At 51.5% G+C, this 24,886-nt stretch carries 22 protein-coding genes; 12 read left to right on the top strand and 10 right to left on the bottom strand.

The window, feature by feature from the left end; translation table 11 throughout:
• The first annotated feature begins 146 nt into the window (after window positions 1-146).
• Both hppD and phhA read left to right on the top strand, forming a co-directional pair.
• Window positions 147-1,259 (top strand): 4-hydroxyphenylpyruvate dioxygenase, encoded by a 1,113-nt coding sequence (gene hppD / locus ACO0LN_RS06485; protein WP_422972072.1) that lies wholly within the window; start codon window positions 147-149, stop codon window positions 1,257-1,259.
• Between the two features lie 74 nt (window positions 1,260-1,333).
• Window positions 1,334-2,239 (top strand): phenylalanine 4-monooxygenase, encoded by a 906-nt coding sequence (phhA, locus tag ACO0LN_RS06480; RefSeq protein WP_422972070.1) that lies wholly within the window; start codon window positions 1,334-1,336, stop codon window positions 2,237-2,239.
• 53 nt (window positions 2,240-2,292) lie between these two features.
• Here the strand turns inward: phhA and ACO0LN_RS06475 are convergent, their stop codons facing one another.
• Window positions 2,293-2,823 (bottom strand): DUF2147 domain-containing protein, encoded by a 531-nt coding sequence (locus tag ACO0LN_RS06475; protein WP_422972068.1) that lies wholly within the window; start codon window positions 2,821-2,823, stop codon window positions 2,293-2,295.
• 219 nt (window positions 2,824-3,042) lie between these two features.
• Between ACO0LN_RS06475 and ACO0LN_RS06470 the strand changes: the two genes are divergently transcribed.
• Both ACO0LN_RS06470 and ACO0LN_RS06465 read left to right on the top strand, forming a co-directional pair.
• Window positions 3,043-3,789 carry a response regulator gene (locus ACO0LN_RS06470; RefSeq protein ID WP_422972066.1) on the top strand — a complete coding sequence of 249 codons (747 nt, stop codon included), beginning with the start codon at window positions 3,043-3,045 and terminating at the stop codon, window positions 3,787-3,789.
• Window positions 3,789-5,129, top strand: coding sequence for a sensor histidine kinase (locus ACO0LN_RS06465; protein WP_422972064.1), 1,341 nt, complete (start codon window positions 3,789-3,791; stop codon window positions 5,127-5,129). Before ACO0LN_RS06470 ends, ACO0LN_RS06465 begins: the two co-directional genes overlap by 1 nt.
• Window positions 5,130-5,603: 474 nt before the next feature.
• On the opposite strand, the gene ACO0LN_RS06460 is transcribed toward ACO0LN_RS06465, so the two are convergent.
• The gene (locus tag ACO0LN_RS06460; protein WP_422972062.1) at window positions 5,604-6,425 is read right to left on the bottom strand and encodes a DUF2087 domain-containing protein; all 822 of its coding nucleotides are present in this window, start codon (window positions 6,423-6,425) and stop codon (window positions 5,604-5,606) included.
• 231 nt (window positions 6,426-6,656) lie between these two features.
• Window positions 6,657-7,277, bottom strand: a complete 621-nt coding sequence (locus ACO0LN_RS06455; protein WP_422972060.1) for a LysE family translocator — start codon at window positions 7,275-7,277, stop codon at window positions 6,657-6,659.
• A gap of 133 nt (window positions 7,278-7,410) precedes the next feature.
• Here ACO0LN_RS06455 and ACO0LN_RS06450 point away from each other — a divergent pair, with 133 nt between their 5' ends.
• Window positions 7,411-8,307: a LysR substrate-binding domain-containing protein gene (locus tag ACO0LN_RS06450; protein ID WP_422972058.1), complete on the top strand. Its 897-nt coding sequence runs from the start codon at window positions 7,411-7,413 to the stop codon at window positions 8,305-8,307.
• Between the two features lie 441 nt (window positions 8,308-8,748).
• Here the strand turns inward: ACO0LN_RS06450 and ACO0LN_RS06445 are convergent, their stop codons facing one another.
• Together ACO0LN_RS06445 and ACO0LN_RS06440 are read right to left on the bottom strand one after the other, a co-directional pair.
• Window positions 8,749-9,612 carry a lipid A biosynthesis acyltransferase gene (locus tag ACO0LN_RS06445; RefSeq protein ID WP_422972056.1) on the bottom strand — a complete coding sequence of 288 codons (864 nt, stop codon included), beginning with the start codon at window positions 9,610-9,612 and terminating at the stop codon, window positions 8,749-8,751.
• A complete protein-coding gene (locus ACO0LN_RS06440) occupies window positions 9,609-10,469 on the bottom strand; it encodes a lysophospholipid acyltransferase family protein (protein ID WP_422972054.1) in 861 nt (286 codons plus the stop codon). The genes ACO0LN_RS06445 and ACO0LN_RS06440 overlap by 4 nt, the downstream gene beginning before the upstream one ends.
• Window positions 10,470-10,707: 238 nt before the next feature.
• Between ACO0LN_RS06440 and metK the strand changes: the two genes are divergently transcribed.
• Together metK and ACO0LN_RS06430 are read left to right on the top strand one after the other, a co-directional pair.
• Window positions 10,708-11,889: a methionine adenosyltransferase gene (gene metK / locus ACO0LN_RS06435; RefSeq protein ID WP_422950739.1), complete on the top strand. Its 1,182-nt coding sequence runs from the start codon at window positions 10,708-10,710 to the stop codon at window positions 11,887-11,889.
• Between the two features lie 137 nt (window positions 11,890-12,026).
• Window positions 12,027-12,926, top strand: coding sequence for a M14 family zinc carboxypeptidase (locus tag ACO0LN_RS06430; RefSeq protein ID WP_422972052.1), 900 nt, complete (start codon window positions 12,027-12,029; stop codon window positions 12,924-12,926).
• 39 nt (window positions 12,927-12,965) lie between these two features.
• On the opposite strand, the gene ACO0LN_RS06425 is transcribed toward ACO0LN_RS06430, so the two are convergent.
• Entirely contained in the window at window positions 12,966-14,321 is a 1,356-nt protein-coding gene (locus ACO0LN_RS06425; protein ID WP_422972050.1) for a M16 family metallopeptidase, read from the bottom strand.
• Between the two features lie 261 nt (window positions 14,322-14,582).
• Here ACO0LN_RS06425 and ACO0LN_RS06420 point away from each other — a divergent pair, with 261 nt between their 5' ends.
• The 4 genes from ACO0LN_RS06420 to ACO0LN_RS06405 all read left to right on the top strand — a co-directional run bounded on the left by ACO0LN_RS06420 (window position 14,583) and on the right by ACO0LN_RS06405 (window position 19,554).
• Window positions 14,583-14,990 (top strand): lysozyme inhibitor LprI family protein, encoded by a 408-nt coding sequence (locus ACO0LN_RS06420; protein ID WP_422972048.1) that lies wholly within the window; start codon window positions 14,583-14,585, stop codon window positions 14,988-14,990.
• Between the two features lie 120 nt (window positions 14,991-15,110).
• Window positions 15,111-15,992, top strand: coding sequence for a dienelactone hydrolase family protein (locus tag ACO0LN_RS06415; RefSeq protein WP_422972046.1), 882 nt, complete (start codon window positions 15,111-15,113; stop codon window positions 15,990-15,992).
• 85 nt (window positions 15,993-16,077) lie between these two features.
• On the top strand, window positions 16,078-17,430 hold the full coding sequence (gor, locus tag ACO0LN_RS06410; RefSeq protein ID WP_422972044.1) for a glutathione-disulfide reductase: 1,353 nt from the start codon (window positions 16,078-16,080) through the stop codon (window positions 17,428-17,430).
• A gap of 87 nt (window positions 17,431-17,517) precedes the next feature.
• Window positions 17,518-19,554, top strand: coding sequence for a hypothetical protein (locus ACO0LN_RS06405; RefSeq protein WP_422972042.1), 2,037 nt, complete (start codon window positions 17,518-17,520; stop codon window positions 19,552-19,554).
• Between the two features lie 344 nt (window positions 19,555-19,898).
• Here ACO0LN_RS06405 and ACO0LN_RS06400 read toward each other — a convergent pair whose 3' ends face one another.
• Both ACO0LN_RS06400 and ACO0LN_RS06395 read right to left on the bottom strand, forming a co-directional pair.
• Window positions 19,899-20,966: a hypothetical protein gene (locus ACO0LN_RS06400; protein ID WP_422972040.1), complete on the bottom strand. Its 1,068-nt coding sequence runs from the start codon at window positions 20,964-20,966 to the stop codon at window positions 19,899-19,901.
• Window positions 20,967-21,146: 180 nt separating this feature from the next.
• Entirely contained in the window at window positions 21,147-22,004 is an 858-nt protein-coding gene (locus ACO0LN_RS06395; protein WP_422972038.1) for a hypothetical protein, read from the bottom strand.
• Between the two features lie 155 nt (window positions 22,005-22,159).
• Between ACO0LN_RS06395 and ACO0LN_RS06390 the strand changes: the two genes are divergently transcribed.
• Window positions 22,160-22,909, top strand: coding sequence for a ZIP family metal transporter (locus ACO0LN_RS06390; protein ID WP_232064246.1), 750 nt, complete (start codon window positions 22,160-22,162; stop codon window positions 22,907-22,909).
• Between the two features lie 151 nt (window positions 22,910-23,060).
• Here ACO0LN_RS06390 and ACO0LN_RS06385 read toward each other — a convergent pair whose 3' ends face one another.
• The gene (locus ACO0LN_RS06385) at window positions 23,061-23,906 is read right to left on the bottom strand and encodes a sulfurtransferase (protein WP_422972036.1); all 846 of its coding nucleotides are present in this window, start codon (window positions 23,904-23,906) and stop codon (window positions 23,061-23,063) included.
• A gap of 26 nt (window positions 23,907-23,932) precedes the next feature.
• Window positions 23,933-24,853: a DMT family transporter gene (locus ACO0LN_RS06380; RefSeq protein ID WP_422972034.1), complete on the bottom strand. Its 921-nt coding sequence runs from the start codon at window positions 24,851-24,853 to the stop codon at window positions 23,933-23,935.
• Window positions 24,854-24,886: the final 33 nt, after the last annotated feature.

Here is a 24,886-nt window from a genome sequence, read left to right as displayed (position 1 = left end):
TTATTGCTCAAATTAATCAAGTATTGGGTTATTTTGCAATTATATGGCGCGTTTCGCAGACTATACTGAGAACTTGAGCTATATCAAAACCAGCCGTAAAAGCGGTGGATATAGCAAACACTGATGATCACACTGAGGAGACAGGCATGACTTTCCAAACTTGGGAAAACCCTATGGGTACCGATGGCTTTGAGTTTATCGAGTACGCGGCACCCGATCCAAAAGCACTCGGCGACTTGTTTGTCACCATGGGTTTTACTGCGATAGCCAAACATCGCACCAAGGATGTGACCCTGTTCCGCCAAGGCGGTGTGAATTTCATCATCAATGCAGAACCTGATTCTTTCGCACAAAAATTTGCCCGCAAACATGGTCAGTCTGTTTGCGCATTCGCTTTCCGCGTCAAGGATGCCAATGCCGCCTACAAGCGCGCACTGGAACTGGGTGCCTGGGGTTTCGACAATAAAACCGGCCCTATGGAATTGAACATCCCTGCCATCAAAGGCATTGGTGATTCCCTGATTTATTTCGTCGATCGCTGGCATGGCAAAGATGGTGCAGATGCAGGCGCCATCGGCAATATCAGTATCTATGATGCTGACTTTGTAGCTATCCCTGGTGTGGATTCCAACCCGGTTGGCAAGGGTCTGACTTATATCGACCACCTGACCCACAATGTACACCGTGGCCGCATGAAGGAATGGGCAGATTTCTATGAAACCCTGTTCAACTTCCGCGAAATCCGTTACTTCGATATCGCTGGCAAACACACAGGCCTGAAGTCCAAAGCCATGACTTCTCCTTGCGGCAAAATCCGTATTCCCATCAACGAATCTTCGGATGACAAATCCCAGATCGCTGAATACCTGGACCTGTACCACGGCGAAGGCGTGCAACATATCGCCATGGGCACAGACAATATCTATGACACAGTTGGCGGCATGAAAGCCAATGGTGTGGTATTCCAGGACACGATAGAAACTTACTATGATCTGGTAGATCGCCGCCTGCCTGGCCATGGCGAAAACCTGGAAGAATTGCGCAAGCTGCGTATTCTGGTGGATGGCAAGAGCACAGAAACATCGCGTGAATTGCTGTTGCAGATTTTCACGACGACAGTTATCGGCCCTATCTTCTTTGAAATCATACAGCGCAAGGGCGACCAGGGTTTTGGTGAAGGTAATTTCCGCGCCCTGTTTGAATCTATTGAGCTCGATCAGATCCGTCGTGGCGTCATCAAAGACGAAACTGTTGCGTGATTTTTGTCAATAGCTAATGGAGATATGAAAGAGGCTGGTTATCATCTTGATGCCGGCCTTTTTCACTGAAAAATATGGATACTATCGCTACTCCCGCTACTGCTGACACAACCGTCAGCAACGACGATTTTCTGGCCACCGTTGCCGAAAAATCCAACGGCGCAGCCTTGCGCGGCAACTATGAAAAAGCCGATGATCATTATGTCGTAGCACAAGACTGGGCTGCCTATACAGAAGAAGAACACGCACTTTGGCGCAAGCTTTATCAGCGCCAGATGGAACTCTTGCCTGGCCGTGCCTGCGACGAGTTCATAGAAGCACTGCACAAGATGGATGCCTCGAGTGGCATACCAAAATTTGAGCGCACTTCAGAGGAATTGTTTGCCGCTACTGGCTGGCGCATTGTGGCCGTGCCCGGGTTGATTCCTGAACTGACTTTCTTCGAGCACCTGGCCAACCGCCGCTTTCCCATCACGGTATGGTTGCGCAAGCCTGAAGAGTTCAATTACATTGTAGAACCTGACGTTTTCCACGACTATTTCGGCCACGTACCACTGCTGTTCAATCCGGTCTTTGCTGACTATATGCAGTTGTATGGCAAGGGTGGTTTGAAGGCGATGAAACTCGGTGGTCTGGATTTTCTGGCCCGCCTTTACTGGTACACAGTGGAGTTTGGCCTGATCAAGACGGACAAGGGTTTGCGCATCTATGGCGCGGGCATCCTGTCATCAGGCGGTGAAGTCGAATACTGCCTGAAACCGGGTACGCCTTCACGCCATATCCATCTTGACATAGAACGCTGCCTGCAAACCCTGTACAAGATAGACAGCTTCCAGGAAACTTATTTTGTCATCGACAATTTCCAGCAGTTGTTTGATGGCACGGCACCGGATTTCACGCCTTATTATCAGCGTCTGAAACAGTTCGATGCATTGCCAGCCAATACTCTATTGCCGGGTGAAGTTGAATTGCTGCCATAAGCCAGCACAGATATTAAAAACTGAAATGGGAGCATCAGACGATGCTCCCATTTTTATTTTTGCGCCGTGATGATGTTGGAGACGCGCGTCCACACCTGGGTACGGCCATTTTCTGGCTTGTCCTTGTAGGCCGTGACTTCCAGTTCAGTCGGGCTCAGCATGCGCATCTGGCAAGCATAGGTCTGGCCATCGGCGCGGTTAAAAATCTTGCCTGACCAGGCGGCAGCTCCGTTTGGCGTAAAGCCCTCCATTATGGTCTTGCCCAATACCGGCGCCGCGGATGCAGGCGTTGCGGCACTACCCATCGCAGTCATGTTGCTCAAATTCGCCGCATCATTGACCTTGCTGACGTTGCCGCACAAAGCCTCACCACAGTGACTGATTTGTACTTCCAGACTACCACTTTGCGTGAGCCAGGTACCGACGACTGCGCCAGCCTTGCCACTGGCAAGATTGTTGGCCTGAATTTGAGCTTCCACAGGTGCCAGGTAGTAATCAGACAATCCAGCCTGCTGCGCCTGGGCAGACCAGGCACTCATCAATACAGTGGCGAAAGTGCTGATAACGATCATTTGCTTTTTCATGTCAGTTCTCCTTGAGTTGTCGAAGTGATGTCATTCATCACGGCCATGTCATTAGACAGGCGCAAGGTATCTGGCAGATGTCAGGAAATGCCATATTTGCATCTGCATATGTTTCTACAGCACTCAGATACATTGGGATACAAAAGATTTTGTCTCTGCCGCGATTTAAGCTATAAAGCCCTATGAGCGTAGCGAATAGATGAGCACAAAGCCCGACACATGGAAAACACAGAATCCCCGGATCACATCCTCATCGTTGATGATGATGCAGAAATACGCGAACTGACTGCCCTGTATCTGCGCAAGAATGGCAACAAGGTCAGCACGGCTGCTGGCGGCAAGCAAATGCGCGCCCTGCTGGAAGGCAGTGCCATCGACCTCATCGTGCTCGATATCATGATGCCGGGTGAAGATGGTTTGAGCCTGTGCCGTGAATTGCGCTCTGGTCCGCACAAAGTCATTCCGATATTTTTTCTGACAGCACGCGCTGAAGAGACAGACCGCATCGTTGGCCTGGAAATGGGTGCCGATGATTACCTGACCAAACCTTTCGCTGCACGGGAGTTGCTGGCACGCATCAAGGCGGTCTTGCGCCGTACACGCATGCTGCCACCTAAATTGCGCGAACAAAAGCCACCTGCCAGGCTGCAATTTGGTGACTGGCAACTTGATACCCTGGCACGCCATCTGCTCGATAAAGACGGTGTCATGGTCACACTCAGCGGGGCCGAATATCGCTTGCTGCAAGTCTTTGTCGAACACCCGCAGCGCGTGCTGAACCGTGACCAGTTGCTGAACCTGACACAGGGGCGCGATGCCGACCTGTTCGAGCGCTCCATCGATTTGCTGGTCAGCCGCCTGCGCCAGCATTTATGCGATGATGCGCGCGAGCCGCGTTATATCAAAACCGTACGCAGTGAAGGTTATGTATTTTGCGCACAGGTCACAGCACCCGAGGAGGCCTGATGCACATCATAGAAAGCCCGCACTGGCCGCACACCCTGTTTGGCCGCCTGTGCCTGATTTTACTCAGTGCCCTGCTGATGGCCTATGCACTCTCGTTTGCCTCATCACAATGGGACAAGATGCAGGTCAGGAAAAATCATATGGTTTACTCAGTTGGCAAGGATGTCGCCAATGCGATTTCATTTCTTGACCGGCTGCCAGTCAGCGAACGTCAGGCCTGGCTGGACAAACTTGCCCGCAATAACTATGAATATACTTTGCAGGCCGCCCCCGCTGATGCCAAGGACAACATCGACCTGGACATTGCCAACGAGGCGATAGAGGCCATAAAAAATAATCTGGAGCATCCGGCAAAAATCAGGATCAGCGTACGTACTGAAAACGATAAAAAAATCCTGCAGTTGCATCTGGCCCTGAGCGATGGCGCGCCGCTCACCGTGCGCCTGGCTGCAACGCCATACACCATACAATGGAACATGTTCTCGCTACTCTGCGTACAGCTTGCCATCATCATGTTGGCAACCTGGCTGGCCGTCAGGACAGCGACGCGCCCACTGGCCATGCTGGCCGACGCTGCCGATGCGATGGTCAAGCCAGGCGCCAGGCCACAGTTCCCTGCCCGCGCGCCACGAGAAGTATTCCGTGCAGCGACTGCCTTCCAGAATATGCAGGAACGTATAGACACTTACCTGGCCGAACGCATGCAAATCCTGGCCTCCATCACCCACGACCTGCAAACCCCCATTACCCGCCTGCGCCTGCGTACCGAACTCATGGAAGACGATACCCATAGGGACAAAATGCAAGCCGACCTGCACGCCATGCAAAAACTGGTGGAACAGGGTCTGGCCTATGCCAAGGTGCAAAATCAACTGCAAGCCGACCAGGAAGCCAGCAGCAAGATCAATCTCGACGCTTTGGCTGGTAGCCTTGCACAGGACTATTGCGACACCGGCCAGCAAGTCAGCTTGCGTGGCAATAGCAGCCAGATCATACAAACCCGCCCCCTGGCCCTGTCCCGCCTGCTTGGCAACCTCATCGACAATGCCCTGAAGTTTGGCGGCGAAGTAGAACTTATTTTAATTGGCGATACACAGCATGCTGTTATCACGGTGCAGGACAGAGGCCCAGGTATTCCGGAAGACCAATGGGACGCCGTCATGCAACCTTTCGTGCGACTCGAATCTTCCCGCAACCGAGATACTGGTGGCGCAGGCCTTGGACTTGCGATCGTGGCGCAACTGGCGATACAACTGCATGCGGAAGTAAGGTTTGCCAATCGTGAAGGTGGCGGCCTGGCGGTGAGTGTCCGGTTGCCTTTGCAGGTTGGGGTGGAGTAGGACAATCAATGAACCAATGATCAAAAAAATATGGATCGAGGTCGTCGTGACGTTGCTTTTGACTTTTCGCAGTTCCCATGTGTCGACGCCGTTTGTGCAGTACAGAAAATGGATCAAGAAATGAACGTGTTTGAGCGAAGCGAGTTTCGGGCATTTCCCATTTTTTGTACTGCACAAACGGGTACCCCGAAGGGGCGACGACGCCTGGGTCGCCTTTCTTTGAATTCTTTCTTTGGCGACGCAAAGAAAGAATTTCGGCTGCCGGGCCGAGACCCGGCTTGTTTCTACGAAGGGCTATTGTTTTAGGCAAAGTAAGCATCTAACAAGCGACACGGCATACTAAGAACGCCGCTGGATTCCAGCCAAAAGCATGCTGGAATGACGTTAACTATATTAGAGTCAATTTGAAAGTCTAGCAGCTAGGTAAGTATGAGAAAGTCATCAAGCCCATCCGCATTAAATCGCAGACTTCGCTCACACCCTCCAATACTCCCCCTCCGCCCTCTCCATCAATCCATTCATAATAAACTCCCGCCGCAACGTCGCAAAATCAGAATGAAACTGCAACAGGAAACTATTGATATCCGCCTCTACATAACGCCGTTCAAACTGTAATTGCTCCACCAGCCAGCGCAAGATCACCAGCCGCTTTTTACGCTGTTCAGGAATACTCACCAGACGCCCATCCTTGACGAAAGACTTCATCACCCGCTCAGCCTCAACTTCGGTCGATTGCAAATCCAGCATGATCTGGGAGGCATCCCAGTTCGCCTTGAAACGCTCGGTGCGGCTGGCTTGCAGGCGTTGCTGCGCCAAGTTCAGCCAGCTTGCACTACCGTAACCCTGTACCAGATCACGACCGATAGCGTCCCAATATTCAGCAGCAGCGCTAACGCCCAGCGCCTGCAAATAATCACTGGTGACGACGAGGTATTGCTTGCGGTAAGGTAGCAAATAGCCAGCGTCACTCGCCTGCAATTGCGACTGCGCTTCGGCATAGCTGGCATACCAGTGATTGATAAAGACCGACACCTCGGGACCATGCCAAAAGTCCCCCATGTCCTCACCAGGTTTGGCTTCGCCACCGAGGACGATGCGGGCATGTTCCCAGTTCTGAAAACCGGCATCAGCTGCGGCCAGGTTCATGCAATGCTTGAGTTGCCAATTCTCGGGGATTTCCCACTGGCGCTGGCGGCTCAAGATCAGGGCGCGTTTACTGGCTGCAGTATTACGCGTCTCCAGCAGTTTTTGCAATAAACGGGCGCGGGTTTTGATTTCTGTAGTCAATGCGTTCATGCTGCAGCTCCAGACGATATGGGCTGTTGTGTGATGAACAATGAGGGGTAATACGACGATAACATGATGAGCTCCAGTTCGCTTATCGACGACCCGCTGACGTCAAACGAAACATGGCAATTATCACATTAATTTGGATGTGCATTTGCAGGGTGAGAGCCTCTTGTGCGGGTAGGCGCCCCTTAGCACCTGCCGCAATTCTAGGCGCGCATCCGGATTTCGTCAACCATGTCACGAATGCAAGGCCGGCAAACTGGCAAGTGATACGCCTAGAATGACCAACACAGCACCGATGAAACGATTCAATATCACTTGCTGTCTGAGCATGCCTGCACGCAGGCGATGATCTGAAAAGAACAGGGCAACCAAGCTGAACCATATCCAATGTGCGACAGACATGAACAAGCCATAGCCAAATTGCGCCAGCAGGCTGGTATCAACTTGCACGACTTGCGTGTAAGTGCTCAGAACAAATAAAGTGGTTTTGGGATTAAAGGCATTGGTCATGAAACCTGCACGCAAGGCCGCCAGATTATTAATTGACTGCCCCGCCCCGGCTTCTCCACTGACGACAGCGCGGGCATAAAAAGTCTGGTAACCGATATAAATCAAATAAATCGCACCGATGATCTTGATGGCGAAATACAGGCTGGGGGATTTGGCAATCAACAAGCCCACACCCAGCATGGTGTACATCACATGCACTTGCACACCGAGTGCTATGCCACTGGCAGCCAGCAGGCCGGTACGGCGACCGTACAGGTAACTGTTCCTGGTGACCATGGCAAAATCAGCACCGGGGCTGATGACGGCCAGGATGGTGATGATGGCGACGGCAATGAGTTCTGTCATTTCTTCCTCTAAATTAATTATGCATTTGTGATTCTATTTGTGACCCATGATCACGTATGCATTGATTCTGAAGCCACACAAGAATTATGAAAATCGATATATACTCAGAAATATCATTGAGAAAATCTCACAGATGCCAAATCACCTCCCCTCTCTGAATGCGATACGCGTATTTGAAGTCGCCGCACGCCATCTGAGCCTGGTCAGGGCGGCAGAAGAACTGCATGTGACCCATGGCGCGGTCAGCCGCCAGATCAAGCAACTGGAAGAAAACCTGGGCGTGGAATTGTTCGAACGCCGCAACCGCGCCATTTTTTTGACACGCGCAGGCTTGAGCCTGCAAGGCACTTGCACTGACATCATGCGGCAACTGGAAGCAGGTTTGCGTCAGCTCAGGCAGACGGATGATCAGCCACTGGTGGTGTCGTGTGAACCGACGATAGCCATGCGCTGGTTGATACCGCGCCTTGGTAAGTTCAGAGAACTACACCCTGAGCTGGAGATTCATTTATTTGCCGCTGGTGGGCCAGTCGATTTACGGCATGGGCATATAGACCTAGCTTTGCGGCGCAATGATTTTGCCTGGGATGCGAACTATCATGTAGCCACAGTTACCCGTGAACTGATCGCTCCGGTTTGCACACCAGGCTTGCTGAAACAAGGCAAACTAGCACTGAACCAGCAATGTCTGCTGCACACGGCAACCCGGCCCGATGCCTGGCCGCAATGGCAAAAACTCAGCAGGCAAACCGCACACGGCAAAAACCGGGCGACGTATGAACATTTTTATCTGAGCCTGCAGGCAGCTTGCGCTGGCCTGGGTGTCGCGATGGCATCAGCGTATATGGTGGAAGATGAAATCCACAGCGGACAACTCATTGCGCCTCATGCTTTCATGGAAGACGGCACAGACTATGTCTTGCTGTCAGCTCTGCCCTTCGGCGAGGACCAGCGCCGCCTGAGGTTTCTGGAATGGTTGCAGCAAGAACTGGAAGTGACGGCGCAAACCGTCATTCCCGCATGCTTTTAGCGGGAATCCATCGTTGATCAGCTACCCAGGCATTAAGGCCGATGGGGCCGATCAGGCATGGATACCCGCCTGCGCGCATTGCTGTCCGGAATAATTATCTTGACTTGTTCTGAAATCAAGATATAGCCGACGTCCTGGCATTTTTTTCTGTGTCGGAGACTTGATTTTGCATTTGAATATCTTCTGCCAGCGGTCATGCTCAAAGCTCCTTCCCCTTCAAGGGGAAGGCTGGGATGGGGATGGGTTTCTGACGCAAATTCATTTACCGTTATTCGACCGAAACCCATCCCCACCCTATCCCTCCCCTTGAAAGGGAGGGGATCTGCGCGTCAGTTTTTGTCAAGCACATTATTCCGGACAGCAGTGCGCCTGCGCGGGTGTGACGAATTGGGAAGTACGGTAGGCTGCAAGCTTGCGGCGCTTTTTCGTAAGTCCTATGTATCAATAAACGCTGGGTTCACCTGGAGGACGTGTTTTGAAACGCTTGTGCGCCCAGAAATATTCGGCTGGCGCTTTCAAAATCTCTTGCTCAATGAAGGCATTCATGTAGCGCGTAGCCGCGACGATGTCGTCGCCTGGATAGTTTTGCCAAGGCTGGTGGAAAGTCACTTTCCAACCCTTGTAACCAGGCAAAATAGTCGCGATGACAGGAATGACCTTGGCGCCTGTGGTTGCGGCAATTCTTGGCACTGCAGTCAATGTCGCTGCGGGCACGCCAAAGAAAGGTACGAACTCGGCATCCTTGGCACCGAAGTCCATATCCGGCAGCATAAAGAAAGGCAGTTTTTCACGCATGGCGCGGATGATGGGTTTGACGCCTTCCGCCCGTGAAAACAGTTTTACAGGGCGAAAGCGCGAGCGCCCTTTGCGCAGCGCTGCATCAAACACCTTGCTGCGCTGGCGGGTGTAAATGGAACACAGCGATGACTCCAGCATCACTGCCACGCCTGCCACATCAAGACTGACAAAATGCGGACACATCAATATGGTAGGGCTCTCTGCCATTGCCGCCATGGGTACGGCAGGGTGTATCTGTATGAGCCGCTTCAAACGCGCTTCTGATGCCCACCAGAGTATGCCGCGTTCCAGCACGCTGCGGGCATAGACCTGGAAGTGGCGTTTGGCGATGGCCTGCCTCTCGGCTTCGCTCAAATGCGGCAGGCAGAGCGCAAGGTTAGTCAGCGTGATGTGTCTGCGCTTGCGTATCAGCATAAATAATATACTTCCCACACCTTCACCCAGGCGACCAAGCAGCGGCAACGGCAACCAGTGCAATATCCACATCAGGACCAGCACTGCCCTCATGCTGGCTCCCTGTCCGTGCCGGTTTCCGGCCCATCAACGCCATCCGGTTTCTTGTAGCGGTTATAACTCCAGAAGTATTGTGCGGGGGATAGTGCAATCAGTTTTTCCATGCCGCGGTTGATGGCCGTTGCCTGTGCCACCGGGTCTGTACCCAGCTCTTCTTCAAAAGGCACGAAGCGGATCACATAGCCGCGCCCGCCGGGCAGGCGCTCTGCAAAAGTCAGGATAATCGGTGCATCTGTCATGCCATGCAATTTGGCAGACAGGGTCATGGTGTAGGCGCGCTTGCCAAAGAACTTGGCCCAGACGCCCTCTCCTTCCTGCGGCACCTGGTCGGGCAGCAGGCCTATGGCCTCACCTTTTTTGAGGGCCTTGGCCATGATCCTGACACCAGAAAAATTTGCAGGTGCCAGCAAAAGATTGTCACGGGCTCGCGCACCTTCTATCAGCGGTTTTAAAGCAGCCTTGCGTGGCGGGCGGTATAAAACGGTTAGGCGAGTGCGCACAGCAATGCTTTGGGCGACAATTTCAAAACAACCCAGATGTGGTGTCAAAAATATCACCCCCTTCTTGGCATCCAGCGCGGCCTGTACCAGTTCCCAATTCTCTATCGTCGCCGTCTTCAATACCCTGTCAGGCTTGGCGCACCAGATAAAGGGCAGCTCCAGGATATTCTTGCCCGCCTCACGCACGGCAACATGCAAATGCTCAGGAAAACCGGCACGGGTGATATTTTGTTTCAGACGGCGGCGATACGACCCCGACAGCAAATAGACGAACCAACCCAGCGCGGCTCCGGAAAAATGCAAGACCGACAATGGAAAAATGGAAAGGAAACGAAACAAAGTGACAAGCATGATGCTGCTCAATTATCAGTATAATAATAAGGGTATATTCGACAGACTATGCAGAACGAGCGTAAAATATCACATATTGGCTAGCTCTGACCTGCTTTAGGGCAGGATAAACACAGAAGGCAAGCCACCGCCGAGTTAATGACAACTTGCGAGGCGGTTAATAAAATTCGCTAAAGCGTCGCAGGACTCTTCCGACTGCGGCATAATTTTTACGGTCAATTTTTTATAGGAGCCTGCGATGGCTAATGATTTTCTTTTCACCTCTGAATCGGTATCCGAGGGACACCCAGACAAAGTCGCCGACCAGATTTCCGATGCGATTCTGGATGCGATCTTTGAACAGGATCCCCGTTCCCGCGTTGCTGCCGAAACCCTGACCAACACTGGCCTGGTGGTTCTGGCTGGTGAAATCACCACCAATGCTCACGTTGATTACATACAGGTAGCACGCGACACCATCAAGCGTATCGGCTACGACAATACCGATTATGGTATCGATTACAAGGGTTGCGCGGTACTGGTTGCGTACGACAAGCAATCCAATGATATCGCCCAGGGTGTTGATCAGGCATCGGATGATCACCTCAACACCGGTGCTGGTGACCAGGGCCTGATGTTTGGCTATGCCTGCGATGAAACACCAGAACTGATGCCTGCGCCAATTTACTATGCGCACCGTCTGGTAGAACGCCAGGCACAATTGCGCAAGGATGGCCGCCTGCCTTTCCTGCGTCCGGATGCCAAGAGCCAGGTCACCATGCGCTATGTCGATGGCAAACCGCACAGTATCGATACTGTCGTGCTTTCTACCCAGCATCACCCTGACCAAAGCGAAACCTCGACCAAGATGAAGCAGTCTTTCATTGACGCTGTCATTGAAGAAATCATCAAACCAGTCTTGCCTAAAGAATGGTTGCTGGACACTAAATTCCTGATCAACCCGACTGGCCGTTTCGTTATCGGCGGCCCGCAAGGTGATTGTGGCCTGACTGGCCGCAAGATCATCGTTGATACCTACGGCGGTGCCTGCCCTCATGGCGGCGGTGCTTTCTCCGGTAAAGATCCTACCAAGGTAGATCGTTCTGCTGCGTATGCTGCACGTTACGTCGCCAAGAATATCGTCGCTGCCGGCATCGCCCGTCAATGCCAGATACAGGTAGCTTATGCGATTGGCGTAGCACGTCCTATGAACGTGACTGTTTACACTGAAGGCACAGGCGTCATTCCTGATGACCAGATCGCCGCATTGGTGAACGAGCATTTTGACCTGCGTCCAAAAGGCATTATCCAGATGCTGGACTTGCTGCGCCCGATCTATTCCAAGACAGCCGCTTACGGCCACTTTGGTCGTGAAGAGCCAGAATTCACCTGGGAACGTACCGACAAGGCAGCAATTCTGCGTGCCGCTGCCGGGCTGTAATTTGTCTGAGTTGTTTTAAGTAATAGGTAGCACTGGGAGTAGAAGCGAGAATGCCGGTCAGTTTTATCAGAAGTAAGTTCTGCGCATCTCGCTGCAAAAACCTCAGTGCTTTGTTTGCGGTGGCTGGCCTGCTGGTCATGCCATCTGCAAACAGCCTGTCTGCTACTCCTGCTGCATCAGTTCCACCAGCAGCATCTACGCCATCAGCAGCGTCAGCACCATCCACGCAAACCAAACCCCCTGTCAAACCAAAAATCGTCAGCGACTGGTGCACGCCACTGGTAGCACGACTGCCCAAGGTTAGCCTGGCTGACTGCAAGAACAGCAAACTGAGTCCCACTGGTGCCAATTCTCTCAATGGTTTCCCGGTACTATTCCGCGACATCAAGGCAGATGTCAAGCATCCGCAAGCGATACGGGTACTACTGCTGGGTGGCATTCATGGCGATGAACAGACGGCATCTTCCGTTGTATTCAAATGGATGGAGGTCATGCAAAAAAGCCCGCTGGAATTTAACTGGCGCGTGGCACCGGTAGTTAATCCTGATGGCTTGCTGGCCCCCAAGCCACGCCGCGTCAATGCGCGCGGCATAGACCTGAACCGCAACTTCCCCACCCCCAACTGGCAAAAAGAAGCGCCAAGCTACTGGGCCCGCGTCACCCGTAGCGACCCGCGCCGCTATCCAGGCAAAGCACCGATCTCAGAACCGGAAAGCCGCTGGGTATATGAGACGATAGAGAAATACAAGCCCGACGTCATCATCTCCGTCCACGCCCCTTTTGGCGTACTCGACTTTGACGGCCCGACCACACCACCGAACCGCTTCGGCCGCCTGATCTATAACCGTGTTGGCGTCTATCCCGGCTCACTCGGCAATTACAGCGGCCTGCACAAGGACATCCCGGTGGTCACTATCGAGCTGCCAAACGCCACGCAAATGCCGCCAGACGCTGAAGTACAGCGCATCTGGCAAGACATGCAGACGTGGATACGGCAGAACGTGGCAACCCCGTTGAAGACGGCACGTAATCCTTGAATTTGCATCTACATTAACTACATCGTTAATCCTGTGGACTTACTGTGCAGTCTCATCTTCGATTAAGAAAGCCATGGTCCGGTTTTTGTCCAGCATCCATTGCTGCGCCAGACTTTGCACTTTGCTCAGGGATATCTTCTCTGCATTATCCCTGACTGTGAAATACCAGCTCATGTCATTGGCAACCAGGTAAAGCGGCAATGCTACGGCATAACGCTCTGCGTCATTCTTGCGGGACTGAAAACCCTTGAGCCACTCTGCCTTGGCACGATCAAGTTCAGCCTGAGTAAAAGGATGTTCCAGAATGTCTTTTTCCAGACTCAAGAGTCTGGCTTTGGCATCGGGCAGTAAATTACCCGAGCCATATGGCAATAAAGACCTGACAAACAGGATGCTGTCATCCAGATAAGGCGTCACATAAACGCCGATTTTTTCTGTCATCGTGGGATCTGCAGATTTTCTTTCCTGGAACCGCTCTTTGAGTATGCTGGCAATCAAATGAACGGCAACAAAATCTGGATCACCAACAGGCACAACACGATAGGCACTGATCATGCCCGGCGCAGTGCGCCTATAGCTCAGGCTGATTTCTTGCGCGGCAAGCTGGGTAATCTTTTCAAATCGCCTGTGCTGAAGAACAGATTCAGGTTTGGGTATGCTGGCAAAGCGGGCTTGAATTAGCTCCAACATTTCTGCATTGTCAAAATTACCGGCGACAATCAGGCTGGCATTGTCGGGCCGGTAATAGCTTTGCCAGAATATTTTAAGCTTATCCAGATTGGTGTTCGCCAGATCACTTTTATCACCCAGGATATTGCGCCCGCTTGCCTGGCTTGGCCGCATGGCAATCACAGTTTTTCGCAATAAACTTGCATCATGTTTGCTGATCGTGTTGTCTATCTCTTCATAGACTTCCTGCAATGCGGTCTTCAAACTGTCTTCACTATAATTGAACTGGCTCATGCGTTCGGCATCCAGCGCGAGTATCCATTCCAGCTCTTTGCGGCTGCTGATGTTTTTTGTTCTGTAATAGGTATAGTCGCTGGTAGTAATACCCAGACGACTGATGTGTTTTTCTTTTAAATCATCTTCCAGTCTCGGATAGAGCAAAGAACTACGCTGCGCGACAAAATGCTCAAACATATGCGCCAGTCCCGATTGCCCTTCCAGCTCACCTGCACTGCCTGTGCGGTACACCAGATTCACGACATAAAGGTTGGATTTGGCATCAGGCATAAGCAGTATCTGCAAACCATTCTTCAACTGATACTCATGTACGCCCTCAATACTGCGGACAAAGCGCACTTGCGCGTCATTACTTACTGTAGTTACTACTTTTTCTAAGTCTGCGGCAAAGCTGCCTGCCTGCACTTGCCAAAAAAGGCTGAGTAACAATATTCTTGAAAAAATATGAGGAGTCATAAATATGCAGGCGCTTTAAAAATTAATATGATTTTAAAAAATTTTACTTAGGGTTTCCCTTGTCAGTGGCCTGAAAAAATATCGGGAAATTCTCATCAACTGCTTTTGCTTAAAAAATGCCGTCAAGAATGAATTGATTTTAAGCAAACTCTAATAATATCCTTGTGTTACTATTTACTCAACATCAATCCGGTGTTGACGCGTTGTGATGAACTCAAGGACCCGAAGGAACTTATGAAATCCACTCAATTGGTATTGGCATGCCTGCTCTGCGCCACAGCAACTGTCAGCCACGCTGAAATATTGTGTACAACAGCAAAAAATACGCAGGAAGAAGCCCAGTGCATGGCTGCTGAAGTGAACAAGGCAGACCAGAAGCTGCAAACCTATCTGCAAGCTGCCAAAAGCCGGATTGACAAGACTCCTGACGTCAAGCTCAACCTCGATACCGCGCAAAAAGTCTGGGAACAATACCGCGCCGCCCATTGTGGCGATGTCTATACTTATTGGGCACAAGGCAGCGTGCGCTATCGCCAGTCTGCCCAGTGCCAGCTGGACCTGACACAAAGCCGTACCCATGATGTGTGGCAAGCCTACCTGACCTATGCAGACAGCACGCCACCTGTACTGCCCCGTCCCTGAGGCCAAAACCTTAAACAAGCGGGGCTGACAGGTAGGTTTTGGTAATCGGTTGTACAATGCAATGCTGTTTTATCCGGCGTTTCATACATAACCCACGAAGAAACCTTACAGGAGAACACCATGCAGCTTCGCGAAGACTTTAATAGCCTGGTTGGTAGCACTGAAGATAGTACGGCAGTCAACCGCCGCAGTTTCATGCAAACAGCAGTTGGTGTCGGCTTTGCCGCAGCAGTTGCTCCAGTGAGCGCGCAAACCATGATCAAGACTGACCGTGCCGGTCTGACCGATGGCGTGGCAAAACTGACTGTCGCCGGTGCAGAAGTACCTTTGTACTTTGCCAAGCCTGAAGGCAAGAGCAATTTGCCAGTGATATTGGTGATCTCTGAAATTTTTGGTGTGCATGAACATATTGCCGATGTCGCCCGCCGCTTTGCCAAGCAGGGTTATCTGGCAATTGCGCCTGAATTGTTTGTGCGCCAGGGTGATGCAAAAAATGCTGCCAGCGTGGCCGAACTGATCAAGGAAATTATTTCCAAAGTGCCTGATGCGCAAGTCATGGGTGATCTTGATGCTTCAGTTGCATGGGCAGCCAATAATGGTGGCGACACCAAGCGCCTGGGCATCACCGGCTTTTGCTGGGGTGGCCGCATCACCTGGATGTATTCTGCCTACAACCCGAATGTCAAAGCCGGGGTGGCATGGTATGGCAAGCTGGTCGGCGATGCGTCGGCATTGACGCCCAAGCACCCTATCGATATCGCCGCCAACCTGAAAACACCGGTTCTGGGCCTGTATGGTGCCAAGGACCAGGGGATACCGGTAGAGTCTGTCTTCAAGATGGAAGTGGAACTCAAAAAAGGCAATAGCAAATCAGAATTTAAGGTCTATGAAAATTCTGGTCATGCCTTCAATGCTGACTACCGCCCCAGCTATAACGAAGCCGATGCCAAGGATGGCTGGAGCCGCGCGCTCGCCTGGTTCAAGGCCAATGGCGTAGTGTAATCATCTTCTTCTCTGTATCACGAGCAGATCTGGCGCAAGCGATTTGCCAGATCTGTCTCTTTCATCTTATCCCGGGACCACTACCATGCACACTTACGACTATGACTTATTCACGATAGGCGGCGGTTCTGGTGGTGTGCGGGCCAGCCGCTTTGCGGCGCAATATGGTGCCCGGGTTGCCCTGGCAGAATCGGGCCCGCTGGGTGGCACATGCGTGAATGCAGGTTGTATCCCTAAAAAACTGATGTCGTATGCGGCGCATTACCATAATGACTTTGAAGAAGCCGCGGGCTTTGGCTGGAGCCTGGGTGAGCAACGCTTTGACTGGGCTACCCTGATCGCCAATAAGGATAAGGAAATCGCCAGGCTGAATGGCATCTACAGCCAGATATTGACGAATGCAAATGTGGATGTCATCGCCGGTCATGCACAGATAGTGGATGCGCATACGGTGGTGGTGAACGGTAAAAGCTATAGCGCACATCATATCCTGATCGCTACTGGCGGCCATCCCGTCAAACCAGAATTGCCTGGCAGTGAGCTGGGCATCACATCTGATGAATTTTTTCACCTGCCTGCCCTGCCGCGCCATGTCATCGTTAAGGGTGGTGGGTACATCGCAGTGGAACTGGCATCCATCTTGAACGGCCTGGGTTGCAAGGTCACACTGGTACAACGCGGGATGCAAATCTTGCGCAGCATGGATGCTGACCTGGGGCATTTCCTGATTGCTGATATGCGCAAGAAAGGCGTGGATATTGCGCTCGACACCAGCATTGTTTCCATAACAGCACAAGGTGACAGCAAACAGGTAGTGATGAGCGATGGCCGCACGCTGGAAAGTGATTGCATCCTGTTTGCTACAGGCCGCAAGCCTAATGTCAGAGGGCTAGGGCTGGAGAACGCCGGCGTGCTGGTGCGCGAGAATGGCGCCATCAGCGTGGATGAACACTTCGCCACCAATGTCCCGCATATCTATGCCATAGGCGATGTCATCGACCGCGTGGCACTGACCCCGGTAGCACTGGCAGAGGGCATGGTTGTTGCAGCCAACCTGTTCCAGCATGGCCGCAAGCTGATGTCATATGAAAATATTCCCACTGCCGTGTTCAGCCACCCGAATGTCGCCACGCTGGGCATGACTGAAGCCAAGGCACGTGAAAAACATGCGCATGTCAGAATTTTCAAAAGCGAATTCAAGGCACTCAAGCACACGCTGTCGGGTTCCAGCGAACGCTGCCTCATGAAAATGATCGTCGATGCTGATACCGACCGCGTACTCGGCATGCACATGGTAGGGCCGGACGCTGGCGAAATCATCCAGGGCTTTGCCGTCGCCATGCAATGCGGCGTGACCAAGGCACAAGTAGATGCGACCATAGGTGTGCATCCTACGATAGCCGAGGAATTTGTGACGATGAGGACGGCGGTGGTGTAGCTTAAGGAAACTGTTCCGGTAAATAGATAGTGCCGGTGTTTCGTAGTTTTTAATATTTTTCTTGAACTTACTTCTTCTGACACGACTTTGCATAAATTTCATCTCCCGTTTTTCCTCGCCATCATGCTTGGCCTGTTCTCAAACAACTCCCATGCTGCATGCACCGATGACTTACTGGGTGATTTTGCCAGCGAAAAAAATGGCTCTGCCATCATCAGGATAGAGAAAATACAGGGTGAACTTACCTACCGCATGTCAACTGAGAACCTGCAGTGGGACGCCAATGTTCACAAAAGTGCGTTGGTCGCGCAGGACAAATTGTTGCAGTTGCTAAAAGAGCAGAGCCTGCTCAAGACTTCATGCGCGATATGGGTGGACAGCGGTGTGCTGATGAAACTGCCCGTGGGAACAGCCGTGCAAGTCAGTTCACCCACACAAAAATCTTATATAGACAGGGAGGTGACGACAGGCTATGTCTATTACATCATGCAAGGCTTCATGCTGGAAGCAATTGATTTGTACCCGGTTGCCGCCAAAGGTATTTCCCCAGTCACACCTGAACCTTTGAAGAAAAGGCCTGATGGCAAAGAAGTCGCTGATGCTGCGGTAATTTGCCCGGGTAAAAGACGGCCAGACATGAAACAGGTGGCTTTTAATAATTTGCGTGCCAGCACCAAAGACTGGTTCAGGAAACGTTCGCCACAAATGCAGCTGGAATTTATCTGTGGCCAGTTGCTGCATGCAGAAATGCTCAAATTTCCTGGCATGGCAACAAAGGATGAAAAGGAAAGAACTGTCATCCTGGAGAATTTGCGTGAGCTACTGCGGGCAGGCCAGATACCGCGTGATGAAAATGGCGACGCGCAATGGCTGAATGCAGGCATTGCACTTCTGAGAGGAAATCATGACTGGAACATGGTCGTGGCTTTGCAAAAAGAATTTTATGATTTGTTCGATCAAGCTGTCTTCCCGCGTCTGACTGTACCTGCTCCCTATGAAAACGGCTACGCCAATACCGAGTTGCTGAAACTGACACGGTTCATGCCAGCAGCGCAAGCGCTGCGTGTATTAAAAAAATTCAATAAAAAAGGCTTCTTGAGCAGCTCTCGTGAAAGGCCAGAGACAAAACGCTATGCCTTGTCGCCAGTAGCGATGGAATTATTGCAGCAGTATCCTGATCTGGGCACAGTGCCTGCAACTACCCTGGATTTTCTGTTTTCGCAGGCAGGTTCTGACGCAGTCAATGACAGGGAATTGATGCGTAATGCTGTAGCCACTAAAAACGCAGATGCTGTACTTCAGCTACTGAAACATGGCGCAGATCCACTGCACAGCGAAGTTTTATCGCGCGCCTGGGATACACCAGCCTATCCCAGCTTGCTGGCAGCAGCGCTGGCGCAGCATGCGTCCACAAAAGCAAAAAACCTCTTGCCACAGATTGAGGCCGAAGCCGTTCTTAGCCGCATACTTGCCACCCGCGATTATGAAAAGAAAATTGACTGGCAAGAAGTGGATTTTTTAGTCAGTGCCGGTGCAGATATCAATCATATGTTTGGGCAGAACATCCCAGAGAACATCGGTGTATATGCACACATGCGTCCTGAAAGTACGATGCAATTGATAGCGCACGGCTTGCAACTAGACAAAAATCACGCGTACGATGACGGCAAGAACAAGACCTCAGGCGAATTACTGCCTTTGTATTTGCGGTTTGAGGGCTATGAGCCACATCATGAAGACCTGATACGTGCCATGCTCACAAAATACAATAATGTGAATATTGCCTCGGTTTGTACGACCTGTGGCCTAAATTATCCCCTGGACTATGCACTCAAATCCGGGCGGGCAGATCTGGTGAAAACCTTTCTGGAATTTGGTGCCAATCCAAATAATGTGAACAGGGATGGTTCATTAAGTTTTTGGCAGGCGATCATCAAAAACCAGCCTGATATGCTGGACATGATGGCAACTTCAGAATTCAGACTCAATTTGAATGCTGTTGATAAAAATGGCATATCAATACTGGCCTGGGCCAATTGCATCAAGGCCGATGCGGCTGCAGCATGGTTGAGAGAACATGGCGCGCTGGAAATTGGTCGCGAGATTTGCGCCAAAGTTAAATAGCTATATTTTAAATTCGCTACACGATAGCCAACTCTTCACTACCTGTTGGCAGTGCATCGAAAAGCCTCTAGGTACCACTCTTACATCCTCAAAGCGGATGCAAGCTTAACTAGGAATACCACACTGCCAATTGAAATGATCACCGACTTCGGCCAGCGCCGTCAATCACTCCGGCCCTCAGCCCATCAAGATAAGCAGCCAGGTAAGGTGAGTTTCAACGCACCGTCTGTGATGGCCGTCATGGTATAACTAGAACAGTGGCAATGTAAAATCGGTGCGTTAAAACGCGCCCTGCAGGCGGCTTGTTTGTAACATTTATAGTGTTCGCAGCATTCCTGCTTTGCTCAATCAAGGTAGCCCAGCGTCTGTGCCAACGGATCTATTTTTTCCCATTGCTCTTGCCTGAGGAATGCTTTCGCCCGCAACATCAGGGCATCAGCTTCGGCAATCTGGCCTTTGCGCCGGCTCAGTTCAGCCAGCCTGGTCAGCACCAGCGGCAACTTCTTGCCAGACTTTTTTTCCGGCACCAATAAAGATGCGCGCAACAGCGGTTCAGCTTCAGCGTCGCGCCCCAGCTTCAGGTAAATCGCTGCCTGATCATCCAGCAAGGCGGTTGGCTCTCCGAGCGTAGCCCAATATCCTCCAGGCATAGGCTCCTCAGGCATTTGTGAAATGGTCTCAGTGCGCTTCTGCTCCATGCTTTGCAGCAGGGCCAGGGCTTTTTCGTGCTTCCCATCCCGGATGAAGTGGGCAGCAATACGGCGACCTGCCTCATAGGGATTGAGTGGCTCCAGCACCAGCATCAGTGGACTCGCTTCCCAAGGAGCCTGCCCTGAAAAATTGAGTTTCTTCAGCAATTGCTCAAGCAAGATTTCAGCTTCGCTACCACGCTGCATGCCTATCAAGGCGGCGCAGCGCATCAACACAAGCTCGTCGGGCTCGCCATCAGGTTTGCTCAATTTTTCCCAGATGAAGGAATACTGGTCCAGATAGCCCAACGCCTCTGCATACTCATGCTTGCTCAGGGCAAGATTCGCCAGATTGATATTGATCATGGCGCCAAACAAACTGGCGCTCATATCGGCATCTCTTACTGCGAATTTTGTTTGTTTGCTAAACTTTAGTGCAAGCAGGTTAAATTTTTTCGCGTCAGAAAAATCTCTCGCCCAATATGCCAGTTTTGCCAACGTAACATAAGCGACTAGCTGATCGCCAAATTCTCGCTCACTTGCGGGTGGCTTTGCTTTTTGCAGATAGTCGCCAAAACGCTTCCAGCATTTGGATACAGGTACTGGTTCACAAACTGGTGAATCATCGAATTGTGTTTTCTGATTATTCTTTGTATTTTCTGCTGCCTGAGCCCGGTCAAAAGCGAGTAACAACACCAGAGAATATACTATCCATTTTTTCATTGATATGTCTTTGGTGAAGGCAATAGCAGGGCAAAAGTATATAGTTCAAAGAAATATCGCTGGCATTTCGCAGCATTCCTGTTTGAACCGATTACCAGCAATGCTGCAATATTTTTTTTATTTCTGACGATGCGGTACATTTCAGTTGCGCAGGAAAGCTCCCTTTACCTGCACCTGCCATCAATTCGATGGCTTGATCTTCTGATATACCCGTCCAGTGCCCTGATCAAACACCCAAATTTGCTCCAGCTGGAATACCAGCGCATTACCGGCATAAGTTCCTTCTGTCATCCGGGAAGCAGAAGGGCTTCGGACATGCAGGTAGCTCTGTAAGAATTGCGGTACCAGGTGCCCAACATACAGAATCCTTAATCTGCTTTTAGCGAGACGTGCCTCATCTGCCGTTATGTTGAATTCGGGCCTGACTCGCTGCCAAGCGCGGGTATTGGCGATATTCAAAGCGCAAACACGGTACTGGAAAAGATCGACATAAACTTCAATACCAGAGGCACTTCTTGTTCGACCTTTGCTGGCACCTTCGTACATTTGATTAAGCGTCCTGCTACTTAATATCTCAGTTTTCGCGCTACTCAACTGACTGTAGTCTCCAATCTCAAATGAACCACTCATCTGGGCTTTGTCTGCATCATAATTAAATTCCAGCACGTTTCTTGGTACGACAAAAGCCATCGTGTCGGACAAGCGCAATTGACCACGTAAACCGGCATTTGCCATTTGTCCAACCCTGCTCTGGTAATCAGCTGTTGCTTCAAATTCGTCTTTGGTCAAACGGAGTTTTTTGACATCTCCGACGATGTCTCCACATACTTGCCCGGTATAAGCAGGACTCAAAGCTTCAAGCTTGTCATCAAAAGGCATCAGTGCAGGAGAGTTTTCATTTCCAGAAGCCCCGACACCGCTGGTCTGGGCGCAGGCAGATAACATCAGTAATAAGACTGCGGAAAAAATACTCTGTATTGTTTTCATCTTCTGGATTGGTAGTGGTGAGATAGATTGTGAATTGACAACAGCATTCATTATAGCCAAGGAACCATAGGATTCGGCGAATAATGCATATCCCGATGTTGACAAGATAACCAACTTGATTTGCAGAAAACCCCGCAATATGTTTTAATTTGCAACCTGGTTGCAAATTCCCGAGGCTTAAAATTCACTCCACGCTGTTATCCATCCTGTTTGCTACCACGATTGCTGGTGTATTAAGCATCACTGCGGCTGCCATTTTTTCGTTTTCGCTGTTATCCAAAGTTGTAGAACGCATGGTCAGCCTGTCGGTGGGCATCATGTTGTCGACTTCTTTGCTGCATGCCCTGCCTGAGGCTTTTGAGTCTGGGGCGGACACACGTACGCTGTTTGCTTGTTTGCTGGGCGGCTTGCTGGCTTTCTTCTTGCTGGAAAAATTCGCCATCCTGCGCCATTCACATCATCATGAGGGTGACGGTCATCACCATGAGCATGGCCATGATGCGCATGAAGCGGGCAAGGCTGGCTGGATGATACTGGTGGGTGATGGCCTGCATAATTTCACTGATGGTATTCTGATCGCTGCTGCTTTTCTGGCCAACCCAAAACTTGGCCTGGTGACCGGCCTGGCGATTATCGCGCATGAAATCCCGCAAGAGATAGGTGATTTTATCGTTTTGCTGAACGCTGGCTTCAGCCGCATGCGTGCGTATATGTATAACCTGATCTGCAGCATGATGGGTGTGGTTGGCGGAGTGCTTGGCTACTACACGCTGGAAAGCGCGAGCGGCATGATCCCGTATGTGCTGGTGTTTGCGTCTTCCGGGTTTATCTATATCGCAGTCAGTGATCTGATGCCGCAGATGCAGAGACGGGCGACGATTAAAGAAACGATACCGCAGATTATCCTGATATCACTGGGAGTGGTGCTGGTGTTGTTTGTGACTAGTCACAGGTAAGTATTGGAAATATGCGTGCTCTCGTAGGTTGGGCCGGGCCTCGCTAGGCTACGGGGTATCAGCCCAACAATGGGCCTCAATGAACGCATACGTTATTTAAACGCCGAGTGTTGGGCTGGTGAAGCGCAGCCCAACCTACGAATTCATCTACTCAACGCTCCACTGGCCTGGAAACATCCGCACACCATTCACTCCATGACCCCGGATACAGGGCTGCACCATGCAGGCCAGCGACTTCCAGTGCCAGCAGGTTGTGGCAGGCGGTAACACCAGAGCCGCATTGCATGATGGCCCTGCTGGCATCGCCAACAATAGGGCCCCATTCCTGCTGTAACTGCTCTGCCGGTTTGAAGCGGCCATCGGCTTGCAGATTGTCTTTAAAGAAGCGGTTTTTGGCACCAGGGATGTGGCCACCTACCGGGTCTATGGTTTCATTCTCGCCACGGAAACGGTCAGCAGCGCGGGCATCGACCAGGGTTTTGGCTGCGCTGCTGATATTGCCCAATACGTCAATGACACCAACGGTCAGCGCCAGTGCATGCTTGTCTGTGATACTACCGCTGCGTGCAGGTGGCACTTCTGTCGTGACTGGCTGGCCTGCCGCAGTCCAGGCTGGCAAGCCACCATCCAGCACGGCAGCCGCCCTGTGCCCTACCCAGCGCAACATCCACCACAGGCGTGCGGCGAACATGCCACCATGCGCGTCATAGACGATGACCTGACTGTCATCATTGATGCCCAGCGCCTGCAAAGTAGCGATGAAATCCGCTTTCTCAGGCAGGGGATGGCGGCCACGGAAAACACCATCAGCATCGACCTTGGCAGCCGACAGGCGCTGGTCCAGATGGACGAATTGCGCACCGGGGATATGTCCCTGATCATACGCAGCCTGGCCTGCATTGGTATCCATCAAATCATGGCGGCAATCCAGCACGACCCAGTTGGTGTCGGCGATGTGGGATGCCAGCTCTGTTGCATTGATCAATGTGGTGTACATCTTGGTCCCCTGAAAAAAGATGATGATTATTCTGAACTGATGGCATCGCCGGGTATGGATTTGCGATTGGTTTTGGCATTATAGAATGTTGCGATCAGGCCGCTGCATAAAATAACGGCGATACCTACCCAGCTCAACCAGGCCAGGCTGACCTTCCAAATCAGCAGATCCCAGACACTGGAAAACACAATGCCTACATATTGCAGGTTGGCTGTGACCAGGGTATTACCGAGACGATAAGCACGTGTCATGGCCATTTGCGCGCTGGCGGCTGTCACACCTATCGCCAGCAAGAGCATGATGCCCCTGCTGTCCAGATGATGCCAGGTGACGTCACCGGCTGCGGCATACACTGATTTGCCTATCAGGGCACCCAATAATCCAGCCACAGCACAGGTCAGCGAGAAATAAAACACCACGCGGTATTCAGGCTCGCCCAGCAAACCCATTTGCCTGACTTGCATATATGCCCAGGCCGCTAGCATGCCGGACAACAGGGCCAGCATGCCTCCCATGACCTGGTCAGTATGTATGCTGGGCCGCAGCAGCAAAACCACACCAGCAAAGCCCATGAGGATCGCGGCAACCGGCTGCCAGGTTATGCTGCGCTGCTTGCCCCACCAAGCACCAATGAGCAAGATGGCGGCGATCCAGATGGGTGACATGTAATTCAGTGTGACGGCCATTGCCAGCGGCAATTTGCCCAGGGCATAAAACCATAACCACAGTGAGATGACGCCCACACCGCCACGTACCAGGTGGTGGTAGGGCATACCTGTTCTTAAAGTACCACCCTGGAACCTGACCAGCACGGCAATCATCAGCATACCTATGGCACCGCGATAGGCGACGATTTCAGCGGTAGAATAATCAACCGATGCCAGCTTGACGCAGACACCCATGATGGAAAACAGAAAGCTGGCAACCAGCATCCATAAAGACTGCATAAAAACTCAACTCCAAAAGATAAGGGAGGCACG

Origin of the sequence: Undibacterium sp. TC9W (genome assembly GCF_049339865.1) — a bacterium.
Lineage (GTDB): Bacteria > Pseudomonadota > Gammaproteobacteria > Burkholderiales > Burkholderiaceae_D > Undibacterium.
This window is presented reverse-complemented; position numbering and strand designations above follow the sequence as displayed.

What these genes read in the sequence shown, in the direction of transcription:
- ACO0LN_RS06380 (WP_422972034.1), bottom strand. Translation starts at nt 24,853, where the DNA reads ATGCAGTCTTTATGGATGCTGGTTGCCAGCTTTCTGTTTTCCATCATG.
- ACO0LN_RS06460 (WP_422972062.1), bottom strand. Translation starts at nt 6,425, where the DNA reads ATGAACGCATTGACTACAGAAATCAAAACCCGCGCCCGTTTATTGCAA.
- gor (WP_422972044.1), top strand. Translation starts at nt 16,078, where the DNA reads ATGCACACTTACGACTATGACTTATTCACGATAGGCGGCGGTTCTGGT.
- ACO0LN_RS06450 (WP_422972058.1), top strand. Translation starts at nt 7,411, where the DNA reads ATGCCAAATCACCTCCCCTCTCTGAATGCGATACGCGTATTTGAAGTC.
- ACO0LN_RS06415 (WP_422972046.1), top strand. Translation starts at nt 15,111, where the DNA reads ATGCAGCTTCGCGAAGACTTTAATAGCCTGGTTGGTAGCACTGAAGAT.
- ACO0LN_RS06440 (WP_422972054.1), bottom strand. Translation starts at nt 10,469, where the DNA reads ATGCTTGTCACTTTGTTTCGTTTCCTTTCCATTTTTCCATTGTCGGTC.
- ACO0LN_RS06385 (WP_422972036.1), bottom strand. Translation starts at nt 23,906, where the DNA reads ATGTACACCACATTGATCAATGCAACAGAGCTGGCATCCCACATCGCC.
- metK (WP_422950739.1), top strand. Translation starts at nt 10,708, where the DNA reads ATGGCTAATGATTTTCTTTTCACCTCTGAATCGGTATCCGAGGGACAC.
- ACO0LN_RS06430 (WP_422972052.1), top strand. Translation starts at nt 12,027, where the DNA reads ATGCCATCTGCAAACAGCCTGTCTGCTACTCCTGCTGCATCAGTTCCA.
- ACO0LN_RS06475 (WP_422972068.1), bottom strand. Translation starts at nt 2,823, where the DNA reads ATGAAAAAGCAAATGATCGTTATCAGCACTTTCGCCACTGTATTGATG.
- ACO0LN_RS06400 (WP_422972040.1), bottom strand. Translation starts at nt 20,966, where the DNA reads ATGAAAAAATGGATAGTATATTCTCTGGTGTTGTTACTCGCTTTTGAC.
- ACO0LN_RS06470 (WP_422972066.1), top strand. Translation starts at nt 3,043, where the DNA reads ATGGAAAACACAGAATCCCCGGATCACATCCTCATCGTTGATGATGAT.
- phhA (WP_422972070.1), top strand. Translation starts at nt 1,334, where the DNA reads ATGGATACTATCGCTACTCCCGCTACTGCTGACACAACCGTCAGCAAC.
- ACO0LN_RS06395 (WP_422972038.1), bottom strand. Translation starts at nt 22,004, where the DNA reads ATGAATGCTGTTGTCAATTCACAATCTATCTCACCACTACCAATCCAG.
- ACO0LN_RS06420 (WP_422972048.1), top strand. Translation starts at nt 14,583, where the DNA reads ATGAAATCCACTCAATTGGTATTGGCATGCCTGCTCTGCGCCACAGCA.
- ACO0LN_RS06445 (WP_422972056.1), bottom strand. Translation starts at nt 9,612, where the DNA reads ATGAGGGCAGTGCTGGTCCTGATGTGGATATTGCACTGGTTGCCGTTG.
- hppD (WP_422972072.1), top strand. Translation starts at nt 147, where the DNA reads ATGACTTTCCAAACTTGGGAAAACCCTATGGGTACCGATGGCTTTGAG.
- ACO0LN_RS06465 (WP_422972064.1), top strand. Translation starts at nt 3,789, where the DNA reads ATGCACATCATAGAAAGCCCGCACTGGCCGCACACCCTGTTTGGCCGC.
- ACO0LN_RS06455 (WP_422972060.1), bottom strand. Translation starts at nt 7,277, where the DNA reads ATGACAGAACTCATTGCCGTCGCCATCATCACCATCCTGGCCGTCATC.